General features: G+C 38.0%; 25 protein-coding genes. 18 read left to right on the forward strand and 7 right to left on the reverse strand.

The annotated features are described in order from the left end of the window. The first annotated feature begins 20 nt into the window (after positions 1 to 20). The 10 genes from nrfD (at position 21) to ACM40_RS03395 (ending at position 10,737) form a co-directional block, all read left to right on the forward strand. Complete coding sequence (nrfD, locus tag ACM40_RS03350; RefSeq protein WP_048501388.1) at positions 21 to 1,418, forward strand: NrfD/PsrC family molybdoenzyme membrane anchor subunit; 1,398 nt, start codon at positions 21 to 23, stop codon at positions 1,416 to 1,418. Continuing rightward, entirely contained in the window at positions 1,405 to 1,926 is a 522-nt protein-coding gene (locus ACM40_RS03355) for a DUF3341 domain-containing protein (protein WP_048501389.1), read from the forward strand. Before nrfD ends, ACM40_RS03355 begins: the two co-directional genes overlap by 14 nt. Beyond that, on the forward strand, positions 1,919 to 2,632 hold the full coding sequence (locus ACM40_RS03360) for a c-type cytochrome (RefSeq protein ID WP_048501390.1): 714 nt from the start codon (positions 1,919 to 1,921) through the stop codon (positions 2,630 to 2,632). The genes ACM40_RS03355 and ACM40_RS03360 overlap by 8 nt, the downstream gene beginning before the upstream one ends. A gap of 8 nt (positions 2,633 to 2,640) precedes the next feature. Then, positions 2,641 to 3,972: a hypothetical protein gene (locus ACM40_RS03365; RefSeq protein WP_048501391.1), complete on the forward strand. Its 1,332-nt coding sequence runs from the start codon at positions 2,641 to 2,643 to the stop codon at positions 3,970 to 3,972. 156 nt (positions 3,973 to 4,128) lie between these two features. Continuing rightward, complete coding sequence (locus ACM40_RS03370; RefSeq protein ID WP_228376128.1) at positions 4,129 to 5,145, forward strand: hypothetical protein; 1,017 nt, start codon at positions 4,129 to 4,131, stop codon at positions 5,143 to 5,145. 127 nt (positions 5,146 to 5,272) lie between these two features. Then, entirely contained in the window at positions 5,273 to 6,469 is a 1,197-nt protein-coding gene (locus tag ACM40_RS03375; RefSeq protein ID WP_048501392.1) for an NTF2-like N-terminal transpeptidase, read from the forward strand. Next, on the forward strand, positions 6,469 to 7,005 hold the full coding sequence (locus ACM40_RS03380) for an adenine phosphoribosyltransferase (protein ID WP_048501393.1): 537 nt from the start codon (positions 6,469 to 6,471) through the stop codon (positions 7,003 to 7,005). The genes ACM40_RS03375 and ACM40_RS03380 overlap by 1 nt, the downstream gene beginning before the upstream one ends. A gap of 243 nt (positions 7,006 to 7,248) precedes the next feature. Next, a complete protein-coding gene (locus tag ACM40_RS03385) occupies positions 7,249 to 7,956 on the forward strand; it encodes a hypothetical protein (RefSeq protein ID WP_048501394.1) in 708 nt (235 codons plus the stop codon). A 3-nt stretch (positions 7,957 to 7,959) separates the two neighbouring features. Beyond that, positions 7,960 to 8,475 carry a 6,7-dimethyl-8-ribityllumazine synthase gene (gene ribH, locus ACM40_RS03390; protein ID WP_048501395.1) on the forward strand — a complete coding sequence of 172 codons (516 nt, stop codon included), beginning with the start codon at positions 7,960 to 7,962 and terminating at the stop codon, positions 8,473 to 8,475. Between the two features lie 183 nt (positions 8,476 to 8,658). Further along, entirely contained in the window at positions 8,659 to 10,737 is a 2,079-nt protein-coding gene (locus ACM40_RS03395) for an LTA synthase family protein (protein WP_048501396.1), read from the forward strand. Here the strand turns inward: ACM40_RS03395 and ACM40_RS03400 are convergent. The 3 genes from ACM40_RS03400 to ACM40_RS03410 are packed head-to-tail and all read right to left on the reverse strand — an operon-like array spanning position 10,727 to position 12,504. Beyond that, entirely contained in the window at positions 10,727 to 11,854 is a 1,128-nt protein-coding gene (locus ACM40_RS03400) for a glutathionylspermidine synthase family protein (RefSeq protein ID WP_048501397.1), read from the reverse strand. The two genes, ACM40_RS03395 and ACM40_RS03400, sit on opposite strands and share 11 nt — an antisense overlap. A gap of 3 nt (positions 11,855 to 11,857) precedes the next feature. Then, positions 11,858 to 12,184 carry a hypothetical protein gene (locus tag ACM40_RS03405; RefSeq protein ID WP_048501398.1) on the reverse strand — a complete coding sequence of 109 codons (327 nt, stop codon included), beginning with the start codon at positions 12,182 to 12,184 and terminating at the stop codon, positions 11,858 to 11,860. Beyond that, the gene (locus tag ACM40_RS03410; protein WP_048501399.1) at positions 12,184 to 12,504 is read right to left on the reverse strand and encodes a hypothetical protein; all 321 of its coding nucleotides are present in this window, start codon (positions 12,502 to 12,504) and stop codon (positions 12,184 to 12,186) included. The genes ACM40_RS03405 and ACM40_RS03410 overlap by 1 nt, the downstream gene beginning before the upstream one ends. A gap of 77 nt (positions 12,505 to 12,581) precedes the next feature. Here ACM40_RS03410 and ACM40_RS03415 point away from each other — a divergent pair, with 77 nt between their 5' ends. Then, entirely contained in the window at positions 12,582 to 13,439 is an 858-nt protein-coding gene (locus tag ACM40_RS03415) for a neutral zinc metallopeptidase (RefSeq protein ID WP_048501400.1), read from the forward strand. A gap of 52 nt (positions 13,440 to 13,491) precedes the next feature. Here the strand turns inward: ACM40_RS03415 and ACM40_RS03420 are convergent, their stop codons facing one another. Both ACM40_RS03420 and ACM40_RS03425 read right to left on the reverse strand, forming a co-directional pair. Then, on the reverse strand, positions 13,492 to 14,337 hold the full coding sequence (locus ACM40_RS03420; protein WP_048501401.1) for a GLPGLI family protein: 846 nt from the start codon (positions 14,335 to 14,337) through the stop codon (positions 13,492 to 13,494). A gap of 10 nt (positions 14,338 to 14,347) precedes the next feature. Beyond that, entirely contained in the window at positions 14,348 to 15,271 is a 924-nt protein-coding gene (locus ACM40_RS03425; RefSeq protein WP_048501402.1) for a GLPGLI family protein, read from the reverse strand. Between the two features lie 212 nt (positions 15,272 to 15,483). Here ACM40_RS03425 and ACM40_RS03430 point away from each other — a divergent pair, with 212 nt between their 5' ends. The 6 genes from ACM40_RS03430 (at position 15,484) to sufD (ending at position 20,418) form a co-directional block, all read left to right on the forward strand. Further along, the gene (locus tag ACM40_RS03430) at positions 15,484 to 15,813 is read left to right on the forward strand and encodes a HesB/IscA family protein (RefSeq protein ID WP_048501403.1); all 330 of its coding nucleotides are present in this window, start codon (positions 15,484 to 15,486) and stop codon (positions 15,811 to 15,813) included. Positions 15,814 to 15,853: 40 nt separating this feature from the next. Beyond that, a complete protein-coding gene (locus ACM40_RS03435) occupies positions 15,854 to 16,228 on the forward strand; it encodes a four helix bundle protein (RefSeq protein ID WP_048501404.1) in 375 nt (124 codons plus the stop codon). 38 nt (positions 16,229 to 16,266) lie between these two features. Then, on the forward strand, positions 16,267 to 17,715 hold the full coding sequence (gene sufB, locus ACM40_RS03440) for a Fe-S cluster assembly protein SufB (protein ID WP_048501405.1): 1,449 nt from the start codon (positions 16,267 to 16,269) through the stop codon (positions 17,713 to 17,715). Between the two features lie 14 nt (positions 17,716 to 17,729). Beyond that, positions 17,730 to 18,251 (forward strand): GNAT family N-acetyltransferase, encoded by a 522-nt coding sequence (locus ACM40_RS03445; RefSeq protein ID WP_048501406.1) that lies wholly within the window; start codon positions 17,730 to 17,732, stop codon positions 18,249 to 18,251. Between the two features lie 2 nt (positions 18,252 to 18,253). After that, positions 18,254 to 18,997 (forward strand): Fe-S cluster assembly ATPase SufC, encoded by a 744-nt coding sequence (gene sufC, locus ACM40_RS03450; protein ID WP_048501407.1) that lies wholly within the window; start codon positions 18,254 to 18,256, stop codon positions 18,995 to 18,997. 113 nt (positions 18,998 to 19,110) lie between these two features. Beyond that, positions 19,111 to 20,418: a Fe-S cluster assembly protein SufD gene (sufD, locus tag ACM40_RS03455; protein ID WP_185097183.1), complete on the forward strand. Its 1,308-nt coding sequence runs from the start codon at positions 19,111 to 19,113 to the stop codon at positions 20,416 to 20,418. Between the two features lie 203 nt (positions 20,419 to 20,621). On the opposite strand, the gene ACM40_RS03460 is transcribed toward sufD, so the two are convergent. After that, positions 20,622 to 21,542, reverse strand: coding sequence for a DUF3078 domain-containing protein (locus tag ACM40_RS03460; protein WP_048501408.1), 921 nt, complete (start codon positions 21,540 to 21,542; stop codon positions 20,622 to 20,624). Positions 21,543 to 21,756: 214 nt separating this feature from the next. Further along, positions 21,757 to 22,683 carry a DUF3078 domain-containing protein gene (locus tag ACM40_RS03465; RefSeq protein ID WP_048501409.1) on the reverse strand — a complete coding sequence of 309 codons (927 nt, stop codon included), beginning with the start codon at positions 22,681 to 22,683 and terminating at the stop codon, positions 21,757 to 21,759. A 257-nt stretch (positions 22,684 to 22,940) separates the two neighbouring features. Here ACM40_RS03465 and ACM40_RS03470 point away from each other — a divergent pair, with 257 nt between their 5' ends. After that, positions 22,941 to 23,708 (forward strand): rhomboid family intramembrane serine protease, encoded by a 768-nt coding sequence (locus ACM40_RS03470; RefSeq protein ID WP_048501410.1) that lies wholly within the window; start codon positions 22,941 to 22,943, stop codon positions 23,706 to 23,708. The last annotated feature ends 97 nt before the right edge of the window (positions 23,709 to 23,805 follow it).

A 23,805-nucleotide genomic window follows, 5' to 3' on the forward strand; every position in this document is an offset into this window, starting at 1 on the left:
AAATAATAAATAGGTAAAAAATGTCAGGACATTACGAAGCTCCGATAAGGGAACCTCTAATTATTGGTCACAAAACTTATCACGATATCACAGAAGATATTGCACGACCTATCGAAGAAAGAGCAGGTAAACTATGGTGGATTTCACTATATGCAGCCTTAGTTCTATTCATCTACGGATTTGGCTGTATCGCTTATACTATCGGAACAGGTATTGGAGCATGGGGGCTTAACAGAACTATTAACTGGGGTTGGGATATTACCAACTTCGTATGGTGGGTAGGTATCGGTCACGCCGGGACCCTAATCTCCGCAGTATTATTATTATTTAGACAGCGTTGGAGAATGTCTGTAAACAGATCTGCAGAGGCGATGACGATCTTTGCGGTTGTGCAGGCAGCCATCTTCCCTGTAATCCACATGGGTAGAGTTTGGGTAGGATATTGGGTATTCCCTTTACCAAACCAGTTCGGTTCTCTTTGGGGGAACTTCAACTCTCCTCTACTTTGGGACGTATTCGCTATCTCTACGTATTTCTCAGTATCAACAGTATTCTGGTTCATGGGACTAATTCCTGACTTTGCAATGATCAGAGATAGAGCTAAAACTCCTTGGACTAGAAAAATTTATACATTCCTTGCATTCGGATGGGGTGGTAAAGCAAAACACTGGCAGAGATTCGAAGAACTTTCTTTGGTTCTTGCAGGTTTGGCTACTCCACTTGTATTCTCGGTACACACCACGGTATCTTTTGACTTCGCAACTTCGGTTATTAAAGGATGGCACTCTACAATCTACCCTCCTTATTTCGTTGCCGGTGCGATCTTCTCAGGATTCGCAATGGTACAGACCCTATTGCTTGTAGCAAGAAAAGTTTGTCACCTTGAAGAATACATCACCATGTATCACATCGAAATCATGAACATCGTAATCATCCTAACAGGAGGTATGGTAACTGTAGCTTATGCTACTGAATACTTCATCGGATGGTACTCAGGTTCAAGATTTGAAGACTTTACATATCTTTCTCCGGGTGCTGCCGTAGGACCTTACTGGTGGGCATTCTGGTCATTGATCATCTGTAACCTTGTAATTCCTGCTTCATTCTGGTTCAAAAGACTGAGAACGAATATTATCTGGACTTTCATCGTTGCATTGATCATCAACATCGGTATGTGGTTTGAACGTTTTGATATCATCGTTATCAACCTTTCAAGAGATTACTTACCTGGATCTTGGACCATGTTTAAGCCAACGATCATTGATGTGGGTGTATACTTAGGAACAATCGGATTCTTCTCTGTATTATTCTTATTATACGCAAGAACATTCCCTGTAATTGCACAGGCTGAATTAAAATCGATTCTGAAAATTTCAGGTGAAACTTATAAAGCAAAAGAAGGAGATGAGCACCACTAAAATTGTATACGGACTTTATGCTGACGACGACGATTTAATGAACGGCGTTAAAGCATTCAACGATAAAGGGATTGCAATAAACGAAGTTTATACTCCATTCCCGGTTCACGGGCTTGATAAAGCTTTAGGGTTAAAGAAAACCAGAATTTCTGATGCTGCATTCATCTACGCTCTTTACGGAGTTACCATTGGTGCTACTGTAACCTGGTATGTGATGAATCACGACTGGCCTCAAAACATTGGTGGTAAACCTGCTTTTGACTGGGCACACAACATGCCTGCATTCGTAGTTCCAATGTTTGAATTAATGGTATTCTGCGCAGCTCACATGATGTCATTGACTTTCCTTGTCAGAAACAAAATGTATCCTGGAGCTCCGGCTCAGAATCCTGATCCAAGAACTACTGATGATAAATTCATGATGGAATTTGTAACTGATGACGTAGAGTCTGTGAAGCAGTTGCTGATTGAAACCGGAGTCGAAGAAATAACTGTTAAAGATGCTTAAAATGAAAAAGAATGTATTAAAAATTACAGCTGTTTTAGGTTTAACAACGGTTTTACTTAATTCTTGCGGACCAAAAGAAAATACACCATTGGTATATTTCCCTGATATGTACTTTCCAGTAGCTTACGATCCATTGATGAAAGCTCAGGATGCATATTCAGATCATGAAAATGAAATTCCTGCTTTCGTTAAAAATAGTTTTGCAACAGGTCTTGCTCCCGTAGAAGGATCAGTAGCTCAAAATAAAGACGGAATCTTTGAAGAAAGCCTTCTGCCTAAGAATGCAGATGAGTATAACGCTGGTTATGACGCCTCTAAAACAATAACAACATCACCTCTTAACCCAGCTAATGCTGCTAAAGACATTGAAAGAGGAAAAATCTTGTTTGACCATACTTGTTCTGCATGCCACGGAACTGGTGGTGACGGACAAGGTCCGATTGTACAGAGCGGAGCTTTCTCTGGTGTACCAAACTATGCTGACAGAGAGATTACTGTAGGATCTGTTCATTATGTATTAACTAACGGTAGAAATGCAATGGGATCTTATGCTGGACAGCTTAACGCTGGTGACAGATGGAGAGTAGCAATGTATGTAATGAGTGCCTTCAAAAAAGCGGCAGCCCCTGCAGCAGCTACAACGGCAGCTGCTACACCAGCACCGGCCGCAGATGCAAAAGAGACTACTACCGAAACTAAAAAATAAGAAAAGAAATGTATAGTTTTTCACCAAAATTAAAATCAACTTCTATAATCCTTCTTGTTGTAGGTTTAGTTCTATTTGCTATTGGTTTCTTTATGAATAAAGGACTTTCCACTGAAAAAATAGAGCACATGATGGAAGCGGTTCACTCTTCCGGTCATACTGCCCCTACACACTCAAGTGAAATGGTAGGACCTCAGGACCATGCAGCTCATTTAGAGCATGCAGAGCTTCAGGTTCACAACCAGCCACTTGCATCGCTACACTTTGTAGCTGTATTTTTCTTTGGAATAAGTTGTGCTGTATTATTTTTTTATTGTATTCAGCACGCTGCCCATGCAGGTTGGCCTATTATTATTACAAGAGTAATGGAAGCTATTGCTTCTTATATCCCATATGGTGGTGCTATTCTGGTTATTTTGATGATATTGAATATCACGCACAATGGTCACTTGTTCCACTGGATGGATCCGGAATTGACAGATCCTAATTCTGCACATTTCGACGTGATCCTGTTCGAAAAGAAAAGATTCTTAAATATTCCTTTCTATGCGATCAGAACTTTAATCTATGTGATTGGAGCTTCTTTCTTCGCCTGGAAACTTAAATCTCAGTCTAAGAAAGTAGACGAAACCAAATCTAAAGTAGATTATCAGATGCTTTACAGATGGGCAGTAGGATATATTGCATTCTTCGGATTTGCTTCTGCTGCTTGGGCTTGGGACTGGTTGATGTCTATTGACCCTCACTGGTATTCTACAATGTATATCTGGTATTCAATGGTAAGCTGCCTTTCAAGTGGTATCGCTGTGATCATCCTTTTGAGTGTTTACCTAAAGAAGAATGGATTTTTACCACAGTTCAATGATAACCACTTACACGATTTAGGAGTATTCCTTTTCGCTACAAGTATGCTTTGGACGTATACATGGTTTGCTCAGTTCATGCTTTACTGGTATGCAAACGTTCCGGAAGAGGTTAACTATTTCTTCGGAAGATTCCAGCACTATGGACCTACATACTTACCGATGTTGATCGTCAACTTCCTGTTACCTTTATTGGTATTGGTAAGTAGCAGTATCAAGAGAAACTACAAAGTAGTAACAACAATGGCTGTTGTGGTTATTTTAGGTCACCTTTTAGACTATTTCAATATGGTAATGCCTGGAACGGTAGGACCTTACTGGAAAACTCCTGAAGTATTCCTGTTAATTGCAGGAGCTGTTCTATTCGTAGCAGGATTGTTTATGTTTACTGTATTAACTGCTTTATCTAAACTGAAGCTGATTCCTACAGGAAACCCATTCTTACATGAATCTGAAATTTATGAGTATCCTTTCTAAGGGCTTGTAACAGATATAAAATAAAAAAGACTGATTATAATGATCAGTCTTTTTTTGTGCAGATAAGTGAATGTTTTAAACTCTTCAGGCAACCATTTTCCATTTTGTGTGTCTTTATAATAAGACCTATAAATTTTAATCAATCAAAAAAATAATATGATGAAAAGACATTATCTGATCAGCATTCTGTTTATCTTCCTTTTGAATTTTATTCCGGCACAAAGCATAACCTTTGTTTCCGAACAAACGAACAAACCTCTGCCAAAAGTTTCAGTTTTTGGAAATGACGGAAGTATCCTCGCTTTTTCCGATATTGATGGCAAAATTGATAAGCAGGCAATCTCTCCTTCCCGGGAAAAATTTCAGTTGGTTTACAATAACTTTCCTGTTGCCCTTCTCACCTACTCGGAACTTAGTCAGGATATCATTAAAATCAATGACCAGGTTAAAGAAATAGAAACCGTGGTCATCAAAAATACCAAACCCGCAAAGTACATTGTCATCAAAGGAAATTTTAATGCATACGTAACTGTAAACAATAAACTAAACGGCTATACAGACGGAATAGTCTCCTATATTTTTGACAATAAAACCAAAAAGCTGAAAAGTACAAACGTTGAGCAATACCGGGTTTTCAGATTAGAAACAAAAAATGAGAAAAAGGAAACTTCATCGTGGGATTATGGACAGTCTTTACAGCTTCCCAAACTGAAAAACGTTGGAAATCCTGAAGAATATAAGACGAAAAGAAATACAATAAAAGAACTTAAGGGAGATTATAAAGATCAGATAGAAGTAAGTGGTGCCGCTTTACAGGAGAAGGAATTTTCCTTATTCGGGTTCAGATTTTTTGACATCAGAACCATTCTCAATATGTCCTTTGAAAAAGGATCAGAAAAAAGCCTGAAGGATTTCCTTGAATATAATGAAGTGGCCTTCGTAAAACTGAAACATAAAAGCGAACCTAATTACAATCAGATCATCCTCTATAATAATTTCTATCCTACAGAGCTTAACTTCAGTAACGATGATGATATCGAAAATGTTAAGTTTGACAAAAAAATCAGCAATTACAAAACCAGATACTGGCAGGAACCTTCCTTCCCGAACATGCAGACCATCTTCAGTTCATTTTTCAAAGATGGTCTGAAAGAACAGCCGAACAAACCTTAAAAAACAGAACTTTGAATTTGAGCTGAAAGAAAAGTGAAGATACTTACATAACAAATAATTTTAAAAAGAAAAATAAAAACTCACTATTAATAAAGGTTTTATTAAATTTGCAACAAACCCAATAAAAATGAAAAAGTTTTCTTTTCTACTTGTTTTCAGTCTGTTGCTTTTTACGGCATGCAAGAAGGATCATGTAGATGCTACGAATACTAAAACGCTGCAGTCAAGTATCAATGATATGACTTCAAGTCTTTCTACAATTAAACAGATCAAATTTAATGAAGCTCTTTATATCCTTAAGACGTTCGGTGTGGAAGCAGACGGAGATGTGGAAGAACTTAAAGCACTGGGAAAACTTATTGACGGAAAGAAAGTTCCGGAAATCCTCGCATTGGCAGATGAAGTGGCACAGAAAAACGGAATTGAATGGGCCAGTACCTCTCCTCCTTCTCTTGGGGAAATGAATATCTTCGGGGATGATAAGGCCAAAGAAACTGACCCCAATGATGTAAAAGCAAACTCATTAAGCATTACCACCAGACCTACCGGAGATGACGGAACCGGTGCACCTACAGCTATCCAGGTAGTACCAAGGCTTGTAGATACCTCAGGTAACCCTGTTTCCTTTACCGGAGCCGGACTGGAAGCTACTTTAGAAGTTTTCAGCAACGGAGTAAAGCTTTCTACAGCTAAAAACCTTATGCAGGATAATAACTTTAAAGGTTTCAATTTAAAATTTTCTTCAATTCCAGCTGCTAAAGTAGTGGATGGCAAAATAGATATTACAGTTTCAGTAAAAACAACGGCTAAGACGTTCAAAATGTCCAAAATCGGGCTTGATGTAAATTCATCAGCTTTAAAAGTACCTGTCGTGCCTAAAACTGATTCTACAGCTGTAACACAGGACCCTAATGCTGTGATTGATCCTAATAATCCTGCAGCTGCTCCAACAACCCCTGCAGATCCGAATGCAGCAGCTACACCGGCCGCCCCGAAACAGCCGGCAGCAGACCCTAAAAATACAGTAAGCAAATTCTTAAGCAGTGTAAGTTCACAAAACCTTAAGGCAGCATATGATGCCTCCAGTAATCCTAGCTGGGGAAGCTATGAATCATTCTCCAATCCTACTTCAGGCTTCGGATCAGTGAAAAATGTAAGTGTAAAAAACATTACAACCAATGGTACAACTGCCAACGGAGCAAGTGTCAATGCAACATACGATGTAACAGACAAGAATGGAAAAACCACCTCTTTAAAGGTAACTTTCGGACTTAAAAATGTAAACGGAGACTGGAAGATTTCCAGCTATAAAATAAACCCATAATGGCTTCACAAGAACTGATTAAAAAACTGGAAGAAACCATTGAAAATGTCCCTGATTTTCCCATCCCGGGAATTCAGTTTAAGGATATTTCACCTATTTTCCTGGACCCAAAGCTATATGAAGAAGTCATTGCAGACCTCGTTACTTTCAGCAAAGGAAAAGTAGATGCCGTATGCGGAATTGAAAGCAGAGGTTATCTCTTCGGAATTGCCGTTGCCGTAGCACTGGAAGTTCCTTTCATTTTAATCAGAAAAGCAGGAAAACTCCCTCCACCCATTATTTCAGAAAACTATGACCTTGAATATGGAAGTGCTATCATAGAAACCCGTGAAGGACAGATAAAGCCGGGACAGAGAATTCTGATTCATGACGATTTGCTGGCAACAGGCGGAACTACAGAAGCAGCGGCTAAACTTGTGGAAAAACAAGGGGCAACCGTTTCACAATTCAGCTTCCTTATTGGCCTGAAAGGTCTGAACGGGGATGAAAAACTGAAAAAATTCAATGCCGAAATCTATCATATTTTAGAATTTTAATTCTACAGAATATAAAAATGCTTCGACTCCGCTCAGCATGACATCTTTAAAGCCATATTTTTATTCATTTTAAAATAAGATTATAATATTGGAAATGTCATGCTGAGCGGAGTCGAAGCATCCTTTTTTAATAAATTCATCATTCAAGAATAGTAATTCACAACATTTCATCAATAATACTCATAAAGTATTTTGTAAATCATTCAGAAACAATTAAATTTGCATTTCAATTTTTAAGAATTTATGGCAAAATTGGGAAAGAATGCTCAGAACGAGCAAGAAGGTAAAGAAACGGTTGAGTTCTTTAAAGACCTTGACAGAGAGGCATTAAACACAGAAAGATTCCTTGAAAAATATTCAAAGCAATTGGGTATTGTATTCGGGGTACTGATTTTAGGTGTTTTAGGATTCTTTGCTTACAAACAATTTGTAGTAGCTCCTCAGAATGTTGAAGCTGTAAAAAGTTTCCTTGCTGCTCAAAAAAACCAGACCGAAGGGAAAGATAAAGAAGCTTTGGGAGGAAATTCTGCAGCTAATCCAGGTTTTGTAGGAACATATAACGAATATTCAAACACAAAGGTTGGTGAACTTTCTGCTTACAATGCAGGTTTATTAAAATTCAAAGCTGGAAAATTCCAGGAAGCTTACGATCTTTTGGACAAATTTTCATCTGATAACAAAACATTAATGGCATTGAAATACGGTGCTATGGCAGATGCGAAATCAGGTCTTAACCAAAATGATGAAGCTTTATCCTTATTAGACAAAGCTTCAACTGCTTCTAACGATCCTTATACCACTTACTATTTCACAAGAAAAGCGGGTATCTTAGCATTAGGATTAAAGAAAAACGCAGAGGCCAAGAAATATTTCTCTGCAATTGACGAGAAGTATCAGGACTACGATAACGGAATGTCTGATTCTTATATTGAAATGACTAAATATTTTTAAATAATGGCAACAGTTAATCTTTCCGATTACAAGCCACTTCATATAACCAATGCCGAAGATTTTTCTATCGGCATTGTTTTTTCTGAGTGGAATGATTTTGTAACTTACAATCTTCGTGATGCAGCTTTGGAAATTCTTGAAAAAGAAGGGGTAAAGCCAGAAAACATTAAACTTTTCCCGGTTCCGGGGGCTTTTGAACTTACTTATGCCAGCATGCAGCTGTGCAAAGAAAGAAAATATGATGCTGTAATTGCCATCGGATGTATCATCCGCGGTGAAACTCCTCATTTTGACTTTGTAAGTGCCGGAGTAGCACAGGGAATCAAAGATTGCAATGTTCTTACAGATACCCCTACTATCTTCTGTGTATTAACCGACGATAACAAGGAACAGTCTATCGCAAGAAGTGGCGGAGATCTGGGTAATAAAGGTGTTGAGGCAGCCGTAACAGCTTTAAGAATGGTTGATTTCAAAAGGAAACTTTCTGACAAAAAAGGCAATATTGGCTTTGGACAATAATCTTTGCATTTTAACAGTATATGGGACTATTTTTTAATAGTCCTTTTTTATTGATACACTTAATCGGGTTAATTCTTCATTAATAATTTAAAAAATGATAAGAAATAGTATGTTTTCACTTTTTATCACCAAAAGTTATATACAAAAACTATCTTTGTGGAAATTAATCAATACATAAAGTACATGTTTCCAAGTAAAATAAAACCATTCTTGTATTTAGGGATTTTTTATCTTGTTATTTCGTTAATTATACGGATTGTATTTTTTTTCCACCCTATTACAACAGCCAGTTTTGGATTTTTTGAAGTGATAAAAGTCCTGTCGATTGGTTTACTGAATGATATATTTACTTTTACTATAGCCAGTACATTATTGGCCGTTTACTTTCTTTTTCTATCTAATTCAAAGTATAACAAGCCTTACGGATATATAATTTTTGGAGCTTTAATCCTGTTTTTTCTTTACATTTTACTCATCCCGAATAATATTTTCAATCAGTACGGAGGATCTGTTTCAGAAATAGCTTTGGCTTTTGTAGGAATAAAAACCATTTTCTTCGGACTGATGCTTTTCCTTCCTTCCAGGAGAATCAAGATCCGGAATGTACTGTATTTCATCACATTGTTGCTCTATGTTCTTCTGATCATCTTTAATGCTGTAAGCGAATATTTCTTTTACAATGAATTCGGGGTACGCTACAACTTCATTGCAGTAGATTATTTGATATATACGAACGAGGTCATAGGAAACATCATGGAAAGCTATCCGGTTGTTCCCCTGTTTTCTGCCATTCTTATTGTTACGTTAGCCATCACATGGTTCATCTATAAAAAAACAAAAGACGAGCTGCTGGAACTGCCCAATTTTAAGCAAAAAATGGTATTGCTAGGAACTTTTATGGTTATGGTCAGTCTGAGTATTCTGGGAGTATCTTCCTTAATGCAGATCCGTTCAGACAATGTTTTTGCTGATGAGATCGAAAGCAACGGGCTTCCCAAATTCTATTGGGCTTTCACCCACAACGAGCTGGATTATTTTCAGTTCTACCCTCAAATTGCACATAAAGAGGCTGAAAAGAACTTTTTGAGCCAATATTCCGAGCCTTCATTACCAAGAAATGTGGTTTCAGAGCAGCCGGAGCTTAAAAAAAATGTAGTTCTGATCTCTATAGAAAGCTTATCTGCAGATTTTATGGAACATTACGGTGGCACTTTAAAGATTACCCCTTTCCTGGATAGCCTTGCGGACCGCTCAATGATGTTCACCAACCTGTATGCTACCGGAAACAGAACCGTAAGAGGACTGGAAGCATTGACACTCTGCATTCCTCCTACTGCCGGTGAAAGTGTTATTAAAAGAGACGACAACAAAAATAAATTCACAACAGGAAGCGTATTCAGATCCAAAGGATATGATGTGAAATTCCTGTATGGAGGTTACAGCTATTTCGATAATATGCAGGACTTTTTTGCTGGAAACGGCTATGATATTGTCGACAGGAATAATTTTAAACCCGAAGAAATCACTTTTGCCAATGTTTGGGGTGTTGCTGATGAAGATATGGCTAAAAAAGCGATCCAGGTTATGAATGCTGAGGCTAAATCCGGAAAACCATTCTTCAATCACTGGATGACGGTTTCCAACCACAGGCCTTTTACATATCCTGACGGAAGAATTGACATTCCCGGCACAGCAAAATCGCGTGACGGAGGCGTAAAATACACAGATTATTCCCTCAGAATGTTCTTTGAAATGGCTAAAAAACAGGACTGGTACAAGAATACAGTCTTTGTGATCATCGCGGACCACTGTGCATCCAGCGCAGGAAAAACGGAGCTTCCGATGGATAAATACAGAATTCCTGCAATGATTTTCTCAGAAGGCTTTATTGAACCTCAGAAGTTTGATAAACTGATGTCCCAGATCGATATAATGCCTACCCTTTTCGGACTGCTGAATTTCAGTTATCAATCTAAATTCCTTGGCCAGGATGTCCTTAAAAAAGAATTTCAGCCTAAAGCATATATTGCAACTTACCAGGACCTTGGTTTGGTAAAAGACGGACATTTAACGATCATTTCACCTGTTAAAAAAGTAAAACAATATTCTCTACAGCTGGAACCCAGCAATCTTGCTCCTGAATTCAAACTGCATTATGATGAAAAACTGATCAAAAATCCTGAACAGAAGCTCGTTAACGATGCTATTTCAGCTTATCAGTCCACGTCATTCTGGCTTAAAGAAAAGAAGCTTAACCGATAAGGTGAGGCACAAAACGGCTTTCGTTATTGGTGATCAGGTGAACACTTTCCCTGATCCCGATACCGGCAGGTTCCTGCCCTATCACCCAGCTGCCAACAACAGGATAATTGCCTTCAAAATTGGGAAGATCGAATAATTGCTGATAAATAAAACCTTCTTTGCCATATACACCATCATTTTCCTCAACAGGCAGATTATTTTTGTGTAAGATCACATTCGCTCCCTCTCTTGAATAAATAGGCTTTTTGGCAAAATCTTTCAGATGGCGGGGCTCAAAATAAGACTCCAGCAAATACGGATGGTTGGGGTACATTTCCCAAAGAACAGGCAGAATAGCTTTTGAAGAAAGAAGGATTTTCCAGGCCGGCTCGATCCATTGGGACCTGAACCCGTTTTTTACAAGCTTTTCTCCAAAACCGTCCGCAAGAATCCATTCATAGGGATAAAGCTTGAAAATATATTCCATAATGGAGCGGTCACTGGCTATAAATTCAGAAATATCCTCTGCCCAGCCAATATCCTGGACAGGAATAAATTCCGTATCAAAGCCTGCCTGTGAAGCACAGTCACGCATATATTCCACATTGGTAACATCTTCAATATTGGTAAGGGATGCAAAATAAATATGATGCGGATTCATATAATTTTTAAGATGCTTCCAGTAACCTACCATTTTTTCATGAATAGAATTAAACTGATCTTTATAAGGAAACAGCTCCTGAAGCCAGTACCATTGTATAACTGAACCTTCATAGAGTGATGTAGGTGTATCTGCATTAAATTCCAGCAGTTTCAGATTCCGACCGTCAAAACCAAGATCAAATCTCCCATAGATCGAAGGATGATCTTCTTCCCAGCTTGTGATAATATAATTCCGGAACCATTCAGGAATACTGAACTTATCCCAAAGGTTTTTTGCAATAATATAATCTACCGCTTCCAGACACATCTGCCAGAGCTCTGCCGTTGCTGTTTCTATCTTGTTAATTTCCTCCGCGCTAAACTGATAATAATGACTTTCGTCCCAGTAAAGCCCGTCAAGGGAATGATATCCAAACCCAAGATTTTCAAGCTTATGCTGCCAGTTTTTCCTGAACTGAGATTGAATTCTTTCCATAATTTATGATGATGCGCTGAAACCACTTCTTCCCAGCTGCCCCCTTACTACGTTTCCTTTGAAATTATTCCTTCCGATATTTGATTTGGCGCTTATCGCATCACTGTAATAACCAGCCTTTTGATAAGATCCGTAGCTGTAAGCACCATACGGCCTGAATGCATGGTACAGCAGAAGTCCTGTCATAAAACCATGAGTTCTTGTATAGGAAGCCGTAGTATCGGATCTCATATACACTTTCTTTTCGTTTTGATCCTTGGGTTTTTCCTGGGAACAGGCTGCCAATACTCCTGTTACAAAAAGTAATTTTATAGAACTTGACTTTTTCATTATTGAACCGTTATAAAAAATTCATAGTCTTTTTTTGTTTTCACGGTATGGCTATTACCGTCATTGTCTTCTCCTCCTACAAGGGTATCTCCTAAACTCGGAATAGTATCTTTTTTAACAATTTCTTTAAAAAGCTTTTTATCTTTCCAGATTTTGTGTTTAGTAATAAGAATATCTGCAGTATCCAGGTGCTCAACCGAAAGTTCCGTTTCAATAGAACCGGTCTTATCCACCCCATTCACAGCGTCTTCTTTTTCTTTCTCACAGGCTGTAAAAGCCAATACTCCAATTAATAAAAGGGAAAGTTTAATTTTTTTCACGTAAGTCGTAATTTTTCACAAAAGTAGTCATTTAGTTATGATATTATTTTAAATTTACAAAGCAAAAAAATTTATTTATGAAATGGACAGACGATAGAAGCGACAACGTAGACGACAGGCGTGGAACTGGAGGAGGAGGCGGTGGCGCTCTTGTAGGTGGTGGTTTGGGAACCCTGATCATCGCGGCAATTATATTCTTTTTGGGAGGAGATCCTTCATCTTTACTTTCTTCCGGAGGCGGTAGTTCTTCACCTACCGAACAGAGAGAATTAAGCTCCAATGAGCTTCAGATCCGTGAGTTTGTAAAGATGGTTACCGCAGAAAATGAGCAGACCTGGACCAAAATTTTTGCTGAAAACGGTATGCAATATCAACCGGCTGTAGTCGTTCTGTTTGAAAGCACTACACAATCAGGATGTGGAACAGCTGAAGCTGCCATGGGACCTTTCTATTGTCCGGCAGATCAAAAGGTTTATATGGATATGAGCTTTTTCAAAGAATTGCAACAACGATTTGGAGCACAGGTGACAGAATTCTCTATAGCCTACGTAATGGCTCACGAAATGGGCCACCATGTACAGACTCTTTTGGGAACTACCCAGAAAGTAGATGCATTAAGAAGAAGCGGAAGATATTCCGAAGCAGATCTGAACAGAGTTTCAGTGGCTACAGAATTACAGGCCGATTTCTATGCAGGAGTTTGGGCAAAACAGACGGACAACAGAGAACATATCTTAGAACCAGGCGATATTGAGTCAGCTATTGAAGCAGCTGAAGCTGTAGGTGATGACAATATTCAAAAAAGATCCCAGGGCTATGTAAACCAGGAAAGCTTTACTCACGGTTCATCTGCACAGCGTAAAGAATGGTTCATGAAAGGTTACAACACGGGAGATATCAAGCAGGGAGATACTTTCAACCAGCTTTTGAAATAAGTCTTTCTCAATAATATAAAAACCCTGAAGAGCTTCTTCAGGGTTTACTTTTTTATTGCAGTTCAATCGGGTTGCTGTTTTTCTTAGCTTCCTCTTTTACTCTTTCTTCCATACGCTTTCTCATATCAGCAGGATTCTGATTTCCTCCTCCTCTGTTCGATCTGGGTGCCGCCGGAAAACCGCCTCCGCCGCCTCCGCTATTCTGCATAAACGACATAGGATCTGCTTTGAATTTTTCCTGCTGTTTCAGATAATCTGCTCTTTTTACCTTTAAAGTATTTCCAAACTGGTTCAGGGTTGCAATTTCAGGGATTTTATAATTCTTCATTAAATCAAAAGAATAGTCACCTTTATCATCTTCAACCTTTACAATGAGTCCCGGAAGGCCTCCGAACTTATAAGGTCCGTCCTGATAAGGCAAATCTGTTGTAAACCACGCTGTCCACTTTCTTCCGGCAAAATCCGTCGTTGCTTTCTGAACTTTGTAATCCCCTATTTTGGTTGTTTCAGAAGACATTTTCCAGTTCAAAGGACGGTCTTCTTCATAAGAATAAAGATCTCTGCCAATCCTGTCTTTAAAAAGTGTTTTCTGGCTGGCTTTATCCTTTTCAACGGAATAGTTGATGTTGGTTCTCACTCCTTCCATCTGATCTCTGCTGATAGAACCCCTTCCTCCTCCGCTCTGGAAGGCTTTCTGTAGAATAGAATCTCTTTTATACCTGTTTTCAGAATAAAAAAGAGATTTTTCAGCGGAAATATCTAAATACGCATTTTCAGTTTTAATATCGCTTTTGTTTTCTGCATCCGGTTTCATAGTCACCTGATATACAAAACGGTTGCTTTGTGCAGAAATATGCTGCATAAACAACGCTAAAGCAAGAATTCCTAATCTTTTCATTTTTGGATTTTTATTTTAATTCAATTGGATTTTGACTTTCATTATTTCTTAAAGAACTATTGCCGGGAACCGTATCACGCATAGGAAAATCTCCAACATTATTATTCATGCCCTGATGCATTCCTCTTTCGCCACTCATTTTGCCCATTCCGCCGCCTCTCATTCCACCGTGCCCGCTTCCGAAATTCATATCTTTTGCACTTCCATCCGGCAGTCTTCTGTTTTTACCCGCTTCAAGCATCAATGCCGCTTTATCTCCATTGAAAGCCACTCTTGTACTTTGCTTTGCATTAGAATCATTGGGTTTTTCAAAAGCATTCTGAATTTTAACTTTTTTAACGAGGTCAAACTTATAGTCTCCATTTTCATCTTCCAGCTTTACAATCAGTCCCGGAAGCCCGAAAAACTTGTATGGTCCGTCGGAAACATTGATGTCTTTCGTGAACCAGGCCGTCCAGACTCTTCCTCCAAAATTCGTAACAGCTTTCTGGGCAGGATAACCGTTCTGATTTTCTTTAACATCTGTAATTTCCCATTTCAAAGGTCTGTCTTCCTGATAGAAAATTTCCCTGCCGGCCACTTTATCATAAAAGAAAACTTTTTGCCCGGGAATGTCTTTAACAATATAATTTTCAAAAAAGGCAGGTTCGAGGTCTTTTTTTATGCTCAGACTTTTAAAATCCTTCTCCTTCTTTTTGTGACCTTCTTTATCTTCCGCCCTGAAAGCTGTGAACAAAGAATCTTTTATCAGCTTGTTTTCACTGATAAACAATGACTTATCTCCTTTCACATCCAGAAACGTTCTTTCATGTTTAAGACTTACCAGATTGATGGAATCGGGATTCACTGCGGTATCATAAATATATCTTACGGTCTGCCCGTTGACGATGATTACTAAAAGCAACGAAAAAAAGGCAGCTAATTTTTTCTTCATTATTATTCCTTGTGGTTGTTTCATTAGGATAAAGAATATGATTCAAAGTTAAATTAAAACATAATCTTCCATCTGTAAAAAGATAATATTGGCTAATTTTTAACACCCGGAATCACGCTGACATTTAAAATCGTGAAAATAGACACCATCAATTTGAGATTGCGGAAATTAGTTCGTATTTTTGCATCATTAAATCATTCTAAATAAATACAATGATAAAAGTATCAGACCAAGCAAAGGCAAAAGCCATCCAGCTGATGACAGAGGAAGGCTTCAACCCTGCTGAAGATTATATACGAGTGGGGGTAAAAAGCGGAGGATGCTCTGGTTTAGAGTATGTTTTAAGGTTCGACAACCAAAAAACAGATACTGATCAGCTTTTTGAAGACAATAATGTGAAAATTGTTATTGACAAAAAATCTATCCTCTACTTAGCAGGAACAACTCTTGAGTATTCAGGAGGCTTAAACGGAAAAGGATTTGTTTTTAACAATCCTAACGCATCCAGAACATGCGGATGCGGGGAATCTTTCAGTCTTTAAGACTGATTAAAAGATTTAGAGATTAAGGAATTTAGAAATTATGACTGTCTCATTTGAAAATTTCCCGATTTATAAAAAGGCAATTGCATTTACAGTTAAAATTTTTAAAATCCTTGATAATGAAAATTTACAAAAAGAATTTTCACTCAAAGATCAGCTAAAAAGAGCTACTTTATCAATAACTAATAATATTGCTGAGGGCTCAGAATATGGAAGTAACAAACAATTTATCAGATTTCTTTGGATTGCAAAAGGAAGTTGCGCTGAAGTCAGAAATATGCTGTTTGTTTTATACAGTTTAGAGAAAATCAATGATGAGATTTTCAATTCACTTAATACTGAGTGTATGGAAATAACAAAAGAGATTTATCATTTTATAAAATATCTTGAAAAGAGCACTTTAGATACTAAGTAATTTTTAAATTCCTTAATTTCTGAATCTCTTAATAAATTATGAGTAAATACACTGAAGACGATTTAAGAGTCGATCTAGAAAATAAAAAATACGAATTCGGGTGGGAAACGAAGATAGATTATGAAGATTTTCCAACCGGCCTGAATGAAGATATCGTCCGTGCGATCTCTGCGAAAAAAGAGGAGCCCGAATGGATGACGGAATGGCGTTTGGAATCTTTCAGGATTTGGCTGAAAATGACAGAACCTACCTGGGCCAACATTAAATACGAAAAACCTGATTTTCAGGCTATCCGTTATTATGCAGCCCCAAAAGCCAAACCGGAATTAGAAAGCCTGGACCAGGTAGATCCTGAGCTTTTAAAAACTTTTGAGAAACTGGGAATCAATATCGAAGAGCAGAAAAGGCTTTCAGGCGTTGCTGTAGATATTGTTATAGATTCAGTTTCTGTAAAGACCACATTTCAGGATACCTTAATGGAAAAGGGAATTATTTTCTGTTCCATTTCTGAAGCCATTAAAAATCATCCTGATTTAGTAAGAAAATACTTAGGAAAAGTAGTTCCAAGAGGTGATAATTTTTATTCAGCACTGAATTCCGCAGTTTTCTCTGACGGAAGTTTCTGCTATATTCCAAAGGGCGTAAGATGCCCGATGGAACTTTCAACTTATTTCCGTATCAATCAGGCAGGAACAGGCCAGTTCGAAAGAACCCTTGTAATCGCTGATGAAGGAAGTTATGTTTCTTATCTTGAAGGCTGTACAGCTCCTTCAAGGGATGAAAACCAACTTCACGCAGCTGTTGTGGAGCTGATCGCAATGGATGATGCAGAAATCAAATACTCTACCGTTCAAAACTGGTATCCGGGGAATGAAGAAGGAAAAGGAGGAGTATTCAACTTTGTAACCAAAAGAGGACTTTGCGAAAGAAATGCAAAAATCTCATGGACACAGGTGGAAACAGGTTCTGCCGTAACGTGGAAGTATCCTTCCTGTATCCTGAAAGGAGACAATTCTATCGGTGAGTTCTACTCTATTGCCGTGACTAATAATCACCAATATGCAGATACCGGAACCAAAATGATCCATATTGGAAAAAATACCAAATCCACGATCATTTCAAAAGGTATTTCTGCAGGTAAATCTCAGAATTCATACAGAGGACTGGTAAAAGTAATGCCTTCTGCAAAGGGAGCAAGAAACTTTTCTCAGTGTGATTCCCTGCTAATGGGTAATGAATGCGGTGCACACACTTTTCCTTATATTGAGATCAAAGATCCTACTGCCCAACTGGAACATGAGGCTACGACTTCAAAAATCGGGGAAGACCAGATCTTCTACTGTAACCAGAGAGGAATTGATACAGAAAGAGCTATTGCATTGATTGTAAATGGCTTCAGCAAAGAAGTATTGAACAAACTTCCTATGGAATTTGCCATTGAAGCTCAGAAATTACTTGAGATTTCCCTGGAAGGATCTGTAGGATAATGTATAGATTGCGTATGGAAGTCACTGAAAAATTGATTTTAAGAAAAACCGAAAAAGAAGATTTCGAAAGATTTTTTGAAATTAATAAAGATCCTGAGACTAATCTGTACAACCCAGGTGGCCCGATGAGCTTTGAAAAAGCTGAAAATACATTCAAAAGAATGCAGGAACACTGGGACCAGCACCACTTCGGAGCATGGACCATTATAGTGAAGGAAAATGAAAGCATTGTGGGTTTCGGAGGACTGAGCTATAAAAAATATGGAGAGGAAGAAAAATTAAATCTTGGATATCGCTTTGCAGTGGAAGCATGGGGAAAGGGATATGCAACAGAATTCACAAAAAAGGCTGTGGATTTCGGATTTAATCATCTTGACAAAGAAGAGATATTTGGAGTTGTCCGCCCGGATAATATAGCTTCTGTTAAAGTTTTGGAAAAGGCAGGTATGACGCAAATCGGGACTCTTAATGACGTACCCGGTCAGCCTGAAAGTTTAGTATATAGAATTCAAAAAAATAATTTGTTTAACAAATAAAAATGTTAGAAATAAAAAACCTACACGCCAGAATTGAAGATGGCGCAGAAATTTTAAAAGGGATTAATCTTGAAATAAAACCTGGGGAAGTTCATGCCATCATGGGTCCTAACGGAGCTGGAAAATCTACTCTTTCTTCTGTAATTGCAGGAAAAGAAGATTACGAAGTTACAGACGGAGAAATTATTTTTGGAGGAGAAAATATCATTGAAGATGCTCCTGAAGAGAGAGCACATAAAGGAATTTTTCTTTCTTTCCAGTATCCTGTGGAAATTCCGGGTGTTTCTGTAACCAACTTCATTAAAGCTGCTTTAAATGAAACAAGAAAAGCAAACGGTTTGGAAGATATGCCGGCCAAAGAAATGCTTGCCCTTATCCGGGAAAAATCTGAGCAGTTAGGTATAAAAAAGGATTTCCTTTCAAGATCACTAAACGAAGGTTTCTCCGGAGGTGAAAAGAAAAGAAACGAAATATTCCAGATGATGATGCTTAATCCTAAGCTGGCTATTCTTGATGAAACCGATTCCGGATTGGACATTGATGCTTTAAGGATTGTTGCAGATGGTGTAAATGCTTTTAAAAATGAAGGAAACGCAGTTCTTTTGATTACCCACTATCAGAGATTGCTTAACTATATCCAGCCTGACTTCGTTCACGTTCTTGCCAACGGGAAAATCATCAAAACCGGTGATAAATCCCTTGCCCTGGAGCTTGAAGAAAAAGGGTACGACTGGCTTCTTAACTAAGAAGAAAACCTTTCAGCAGGAATTTTATCAATCCTTCTGAAAATGCGGAAAACCCGCAGTAAATTAGTATTTTTAAATATATAAAATAAGGTGTGATGGCCGAAATATCAGTAATGGCTTTATACGATCAGATTATTGACAATCACGGTGAATTTCTGGAGAGTCTTCGTCACAGATTTCTGGATGAACGAAGAAAAACCGCTCTTCAAAAGTTCGAAAACATAGGTTTTCCAACCAAAAAAGACGAAGAATATAAATATACCGGCATAAAAGAGATTACGGAAAAAAGCTATAACTTTTTCCCTAAAGAAAGTCACAATATTACCAAGGAACAACTGGATCAGCTGCATTTGGGTGAAGAAAATTTTGACTGGATTGTTTTTGTGAATGGTAAGCTTCATAAAGAGCTTTCAAAAGTTTCTATCGAGAATGTAGAATTTCTTTCATTCAACTATGCTTTGAATGATGAAAAACATAAAGAGGTATTTGACAAATATTTCAATACCATTGCTTCTAAAGACACAGCTTTCACGAACTTAAATCTTGCGTACTGCAAATACGGTTTCTTCTTGAAAGTTCCGAAAAATGTGGTCATTGAAAAACCAATCCACATTTTCTATATTTCTCAGAATCAGGAAGAAAACGCCTTCTACAACACAAGAAATTTACTGATTGTAGAAGAAGGCGCTAAAGTGGAAGTTATCGAAAGTCACCATAATTTCGACAGTACTTATGTGCTTACCAATTCTGTGACGGAAATCTTTACCTATCCTAATGCCAAAGCAGACTGGCACAAGCTTCAGAATGACAACAACACTTCATATCTTATTGACAGCACTTTCGCAAGACAGGAAAAAGACAGCTTAACCACTGTAAACACCTTCTCTTTCGGAGGAAAACTGGTAAGGAATAATCTGGATTTCATTCATAACGGAAGCAATATCAATTCATTTATGAACGGGATTACGATCATTGGAAAAGATCAGCTTGTGGACCACCATACAGCAGTTCACCACAATTTCCCGAACTGTGAAAGCTACCAGAACTATAAAGGTATTTTTGACGGAAATGCACACGGTGTTTTCAACGGAAAAGTTTTCGTAGACAAAATTGCCCAGAAAACCAATGCATACCAGCAGAACAATAATGTATTGCTGAGTGAGGGCGCTACTATTGACACCAAACCCCAGCTGGAGATCTTTGCTGATGATGTAAAATGTTCCCACGGATGTACCGTAGGCCAGCTGAATGAAGATGCCCTATTCTATTTAAGAGCAAGAGGAATTTCTAAAAAAGAAGCTCAGGCATTACTTTTATATGCTTTTGCCAATGATGCCATGCAGAACATTGATATTAAACCGCTTAAAGAAAAAATTTCAAAACTTTTAGCTGAAAAGCTGCAGGTTGATATAGAATTTTAAGACTAATATAAATTGATACCAAAAAGCACTTCGAAATGAAGTGCTTTTTTTATGAGGAAGATGGAAGCTTAAAGATGGAAGTTATTGAAGTCACATCTAAACTTTTTATCATTTTTAAAAAGCTAATCCCTTATGATAACCGCCAGAAATCATAGGTCTAATAGTAACTTCCGGCCTCCCTCTTCCAGCTTCCGACCCTTTTATTATTTCATCCAGGACTGATTCTCTTTTTTATCGGAGCGTTTTTTGCCGTTATCTATATTATAGGCAAATCCTACTCCCAAAGTCTGCTTTAACTGTGTTTTTTGAATTTGATTATGGTCATACAGCAGATCCAGCGTAATATTCGTTGAAATGAACTTATTGATCTTCATATTAAGCACTCCGCTGTAGCCAAGCACCAAATGGTCAGGGTGATCAAGATAGTTTGAAAATACCGAGGCTGTATTCGTCAGGTTAATATTTTCCATGATTTTGATCTTATAGATCGCTGTCCCGAGGAAACCGAACTGGAACAGAGAAGAATCTCCGTCATTTTTAAGTCCGTAAGTTCCTGCTGTCTGAAGATCTTCATCCAGAACAAAAGTCCATCTTGCATTCGCTGGACGAAGGGTCATCGTAAAGTTATCATTAGGGCGATATGTAACACCGGCACCTATATTAAGGTATCCCGGAGCCATAAAATTGGAAATCTTTTTTGCTTCAGGGTTATTTCCGTCTTCATAACCATCTGCAAACTGGGTTTGAAGGCTCATTCCTCCTGAAAGATACCAGTTTTTAGCAAATTCACGCCCGTAATTGGTAGACAGATTAATGACATCCTGTGTTTTTCTGGTTCCAATGCCTTTTGTGTTATTCTGCCCATATCCTAAAATGATGATGTTTTCCCAGAGATCTTTTCCTTTTTCATAGGTAAGGTTATAGTTGACTCCGGCAAGCCATCCGACATTGTTGGCTCCTCCGCCAACCCAGTTTGAAAATGCAGCCTGGTTGAGCATCAATGTATTTTGTCCCTGGACAGACCACGCTTTTACGGTATCTGTTTTAGCAACATCAGTTTTGACTTCCTGAGCCATTGTGGTAATTCCGGCAGAAATGGAAACGGCCAATAAAATTTTTTTCATAGAGTAAGGATTTTCGTTACAAAAATATACATATAATTTTTGTTAAAAAACTAATCACTCTCATTTGAAATATTAAATTACTATTTAATGCATTAAAAGACTGTAAAATAGATCTGAAAACGATCAAAATGAACTTATCCCTACTTAAAAATATTCCCTGTCACAAAAAAAGCACCTCATATGGAAGTGCTTAGGTTTTCAAATCAGTGTATCCTTATTTTTTGATCCACCATTGGCTGTCTTTTCGGTCAGATCGTTTTACTCCATTATTCAAAGTGTAGGCAAAACCTATCCCAAGCGTCTGCTTCAGCTGTGTTTTCTGAATCTGGTTATGATCATACAGCAGATCAAGGCTAATATTGGAAGATATAAATTTATTGACCTTAAAGTTGACAACAGCTCCATAAGCAAGAACCAGCCGTTCCGGATGGTCCAGATAATTGGAGAATACAGAAGCCGTATTGGTTATATTAATATTCTCCATCAGTTTTACTTTGTATAAAGCCGTTCCCAGAAAACCAAACTGCAAAAGTGAAGTATCCCCGTCATTTTTTAAACCATAACTTCCCGCAAACTGTAGGTCTTTATCCAGAACGAAAGTCCATCTGGCGTTGATAGGACGCATGGTTACTGTAAGATTATCGTTAGGCCTGTATGTAATCCCCATCCCGAGGTTCAGATAGCCGGGAGCCATAAAATTGGATATTTTTTTAGCGGCCGGGTTGTTCCCGTCTTCATATCCTTTATAAAATTGTGACTGTAATCCCACTCCTGCAGAAAAATACCAGCTTTTCGAGAATTTCCGCCCATAATTGGTGGAAATATTCATAACATCCTGTGTTTTCCTTACCCCAAGTCCTTTGGTATCATTCTGTCCATAATCCATCGCGATAATATTCTCCCAAAGGTCATTATTTTTTTCATAGGTAATATTGTAATTGACTCCGGCAAGCCAGCCTACATTGTTGGCTCCCCCGCCCACCCAGTTTGAAAAGGCGGCCTGATTGATCATCAGGGTGTTTTTTCCTAATACCGACCAGTATTTTACCGTATCTACGACTACTGAATCTTTTTTCAATTCTTCTTGTGCACTTGCATAAATCCCCATAGAAAAGGAAAGAATCAATAAAAACTTCTTCATTATTTTACATGATTTTCATTACAAAAATATTAATATAATTCTCTTTAAGGCAAAAATTAGCCTATAAAAAGACTAAAACCGATATTTTTTTCTTCAAGGAACTAAAAACAAGCCACTTTCATACATTCCATTTCAAAATGGGTCTTTAAATTTTAAAAAACTGAAACCTTTTGTCTTAAAATAAACCGCTCTCCCTCAAATACATCGCCAAATTTTCCGAAATTTATCATTGGCTTTTGATTTGACATAAATTGATCATGTTTAAAAATATAATTTCCAAAAGAGCTGTTATAACCCCTTTGCTGATGCTTTCAGCCATGTGGTTCGGTTACTTTCTACAGACGCAGGGCTTTTTCCAAAGCTGTTTTGGGGCTATCATACCACTTTTACCGGAAGGCTTACTGGGAATTATTACTTCTCCCCTTCTGCATGGAAATATGGATCATATTATCAGTAACTCTATCCCGATAGCTGTGCTTCTTTTTCTTTTGTATCAGTTTTATCCTTTGGTAGCCAATAAGGTTTTTATTATCGGCTGGCTGGCTACTGGACTCCTGGTATGGCTTCTGCCTCCAATAGACATCCTTACCGGGGATTATATGTACACCTGTACCATTGGAGCCAGCGGTGTGGTTTATGTTCTTGCCTTCTTCCTGTTCTTCAGTGGGGTTTTCAAATGGAATACGAAGCTGCTTACCATTTCGATGCTTGTCGTTCTATATTATGGCAGTCTGGTTTGGGGCATGTTTCCTGAGGAATTGTTTTATAATCTCCAGGAACCGAGCAGGATTTCATGGCAGGCTCACCTTTCGGGTGCTGTTGTGGGAAGCATTATTGCATTTGCTTTTAAAAATGTAGGAGAAAGGAAAAAAAAATACATCTGGGAATTTCCAAACTATTACAGCGAAAAAGACGATAAGCTGTGGCAGGAATACAAAGAAAATAATCCGGACGACTTTCTGGAACTACCTTATAAAAAGAGAGATGATATCTGGGATCATTTGGATGAGTTAAGAAGAAAATAGAAAGGTCGGAAGTCTGAAGAGGGATGACTGAAGTTAATATTCGATTTCGGTATCTATCACAGTTATAATAAATTAATATAGTTTTCAAAAGAATAAA

This window comes from Chryseobacterium sp. BLS98 (assembly GCF_001045445.1).
In the GTDB taxonomy this organism is placed as follows: Bacteria; Bacteroidota; Bacteroidia; order Flavobacteriales; family Weeksellaceae; genus Chryseobacterium.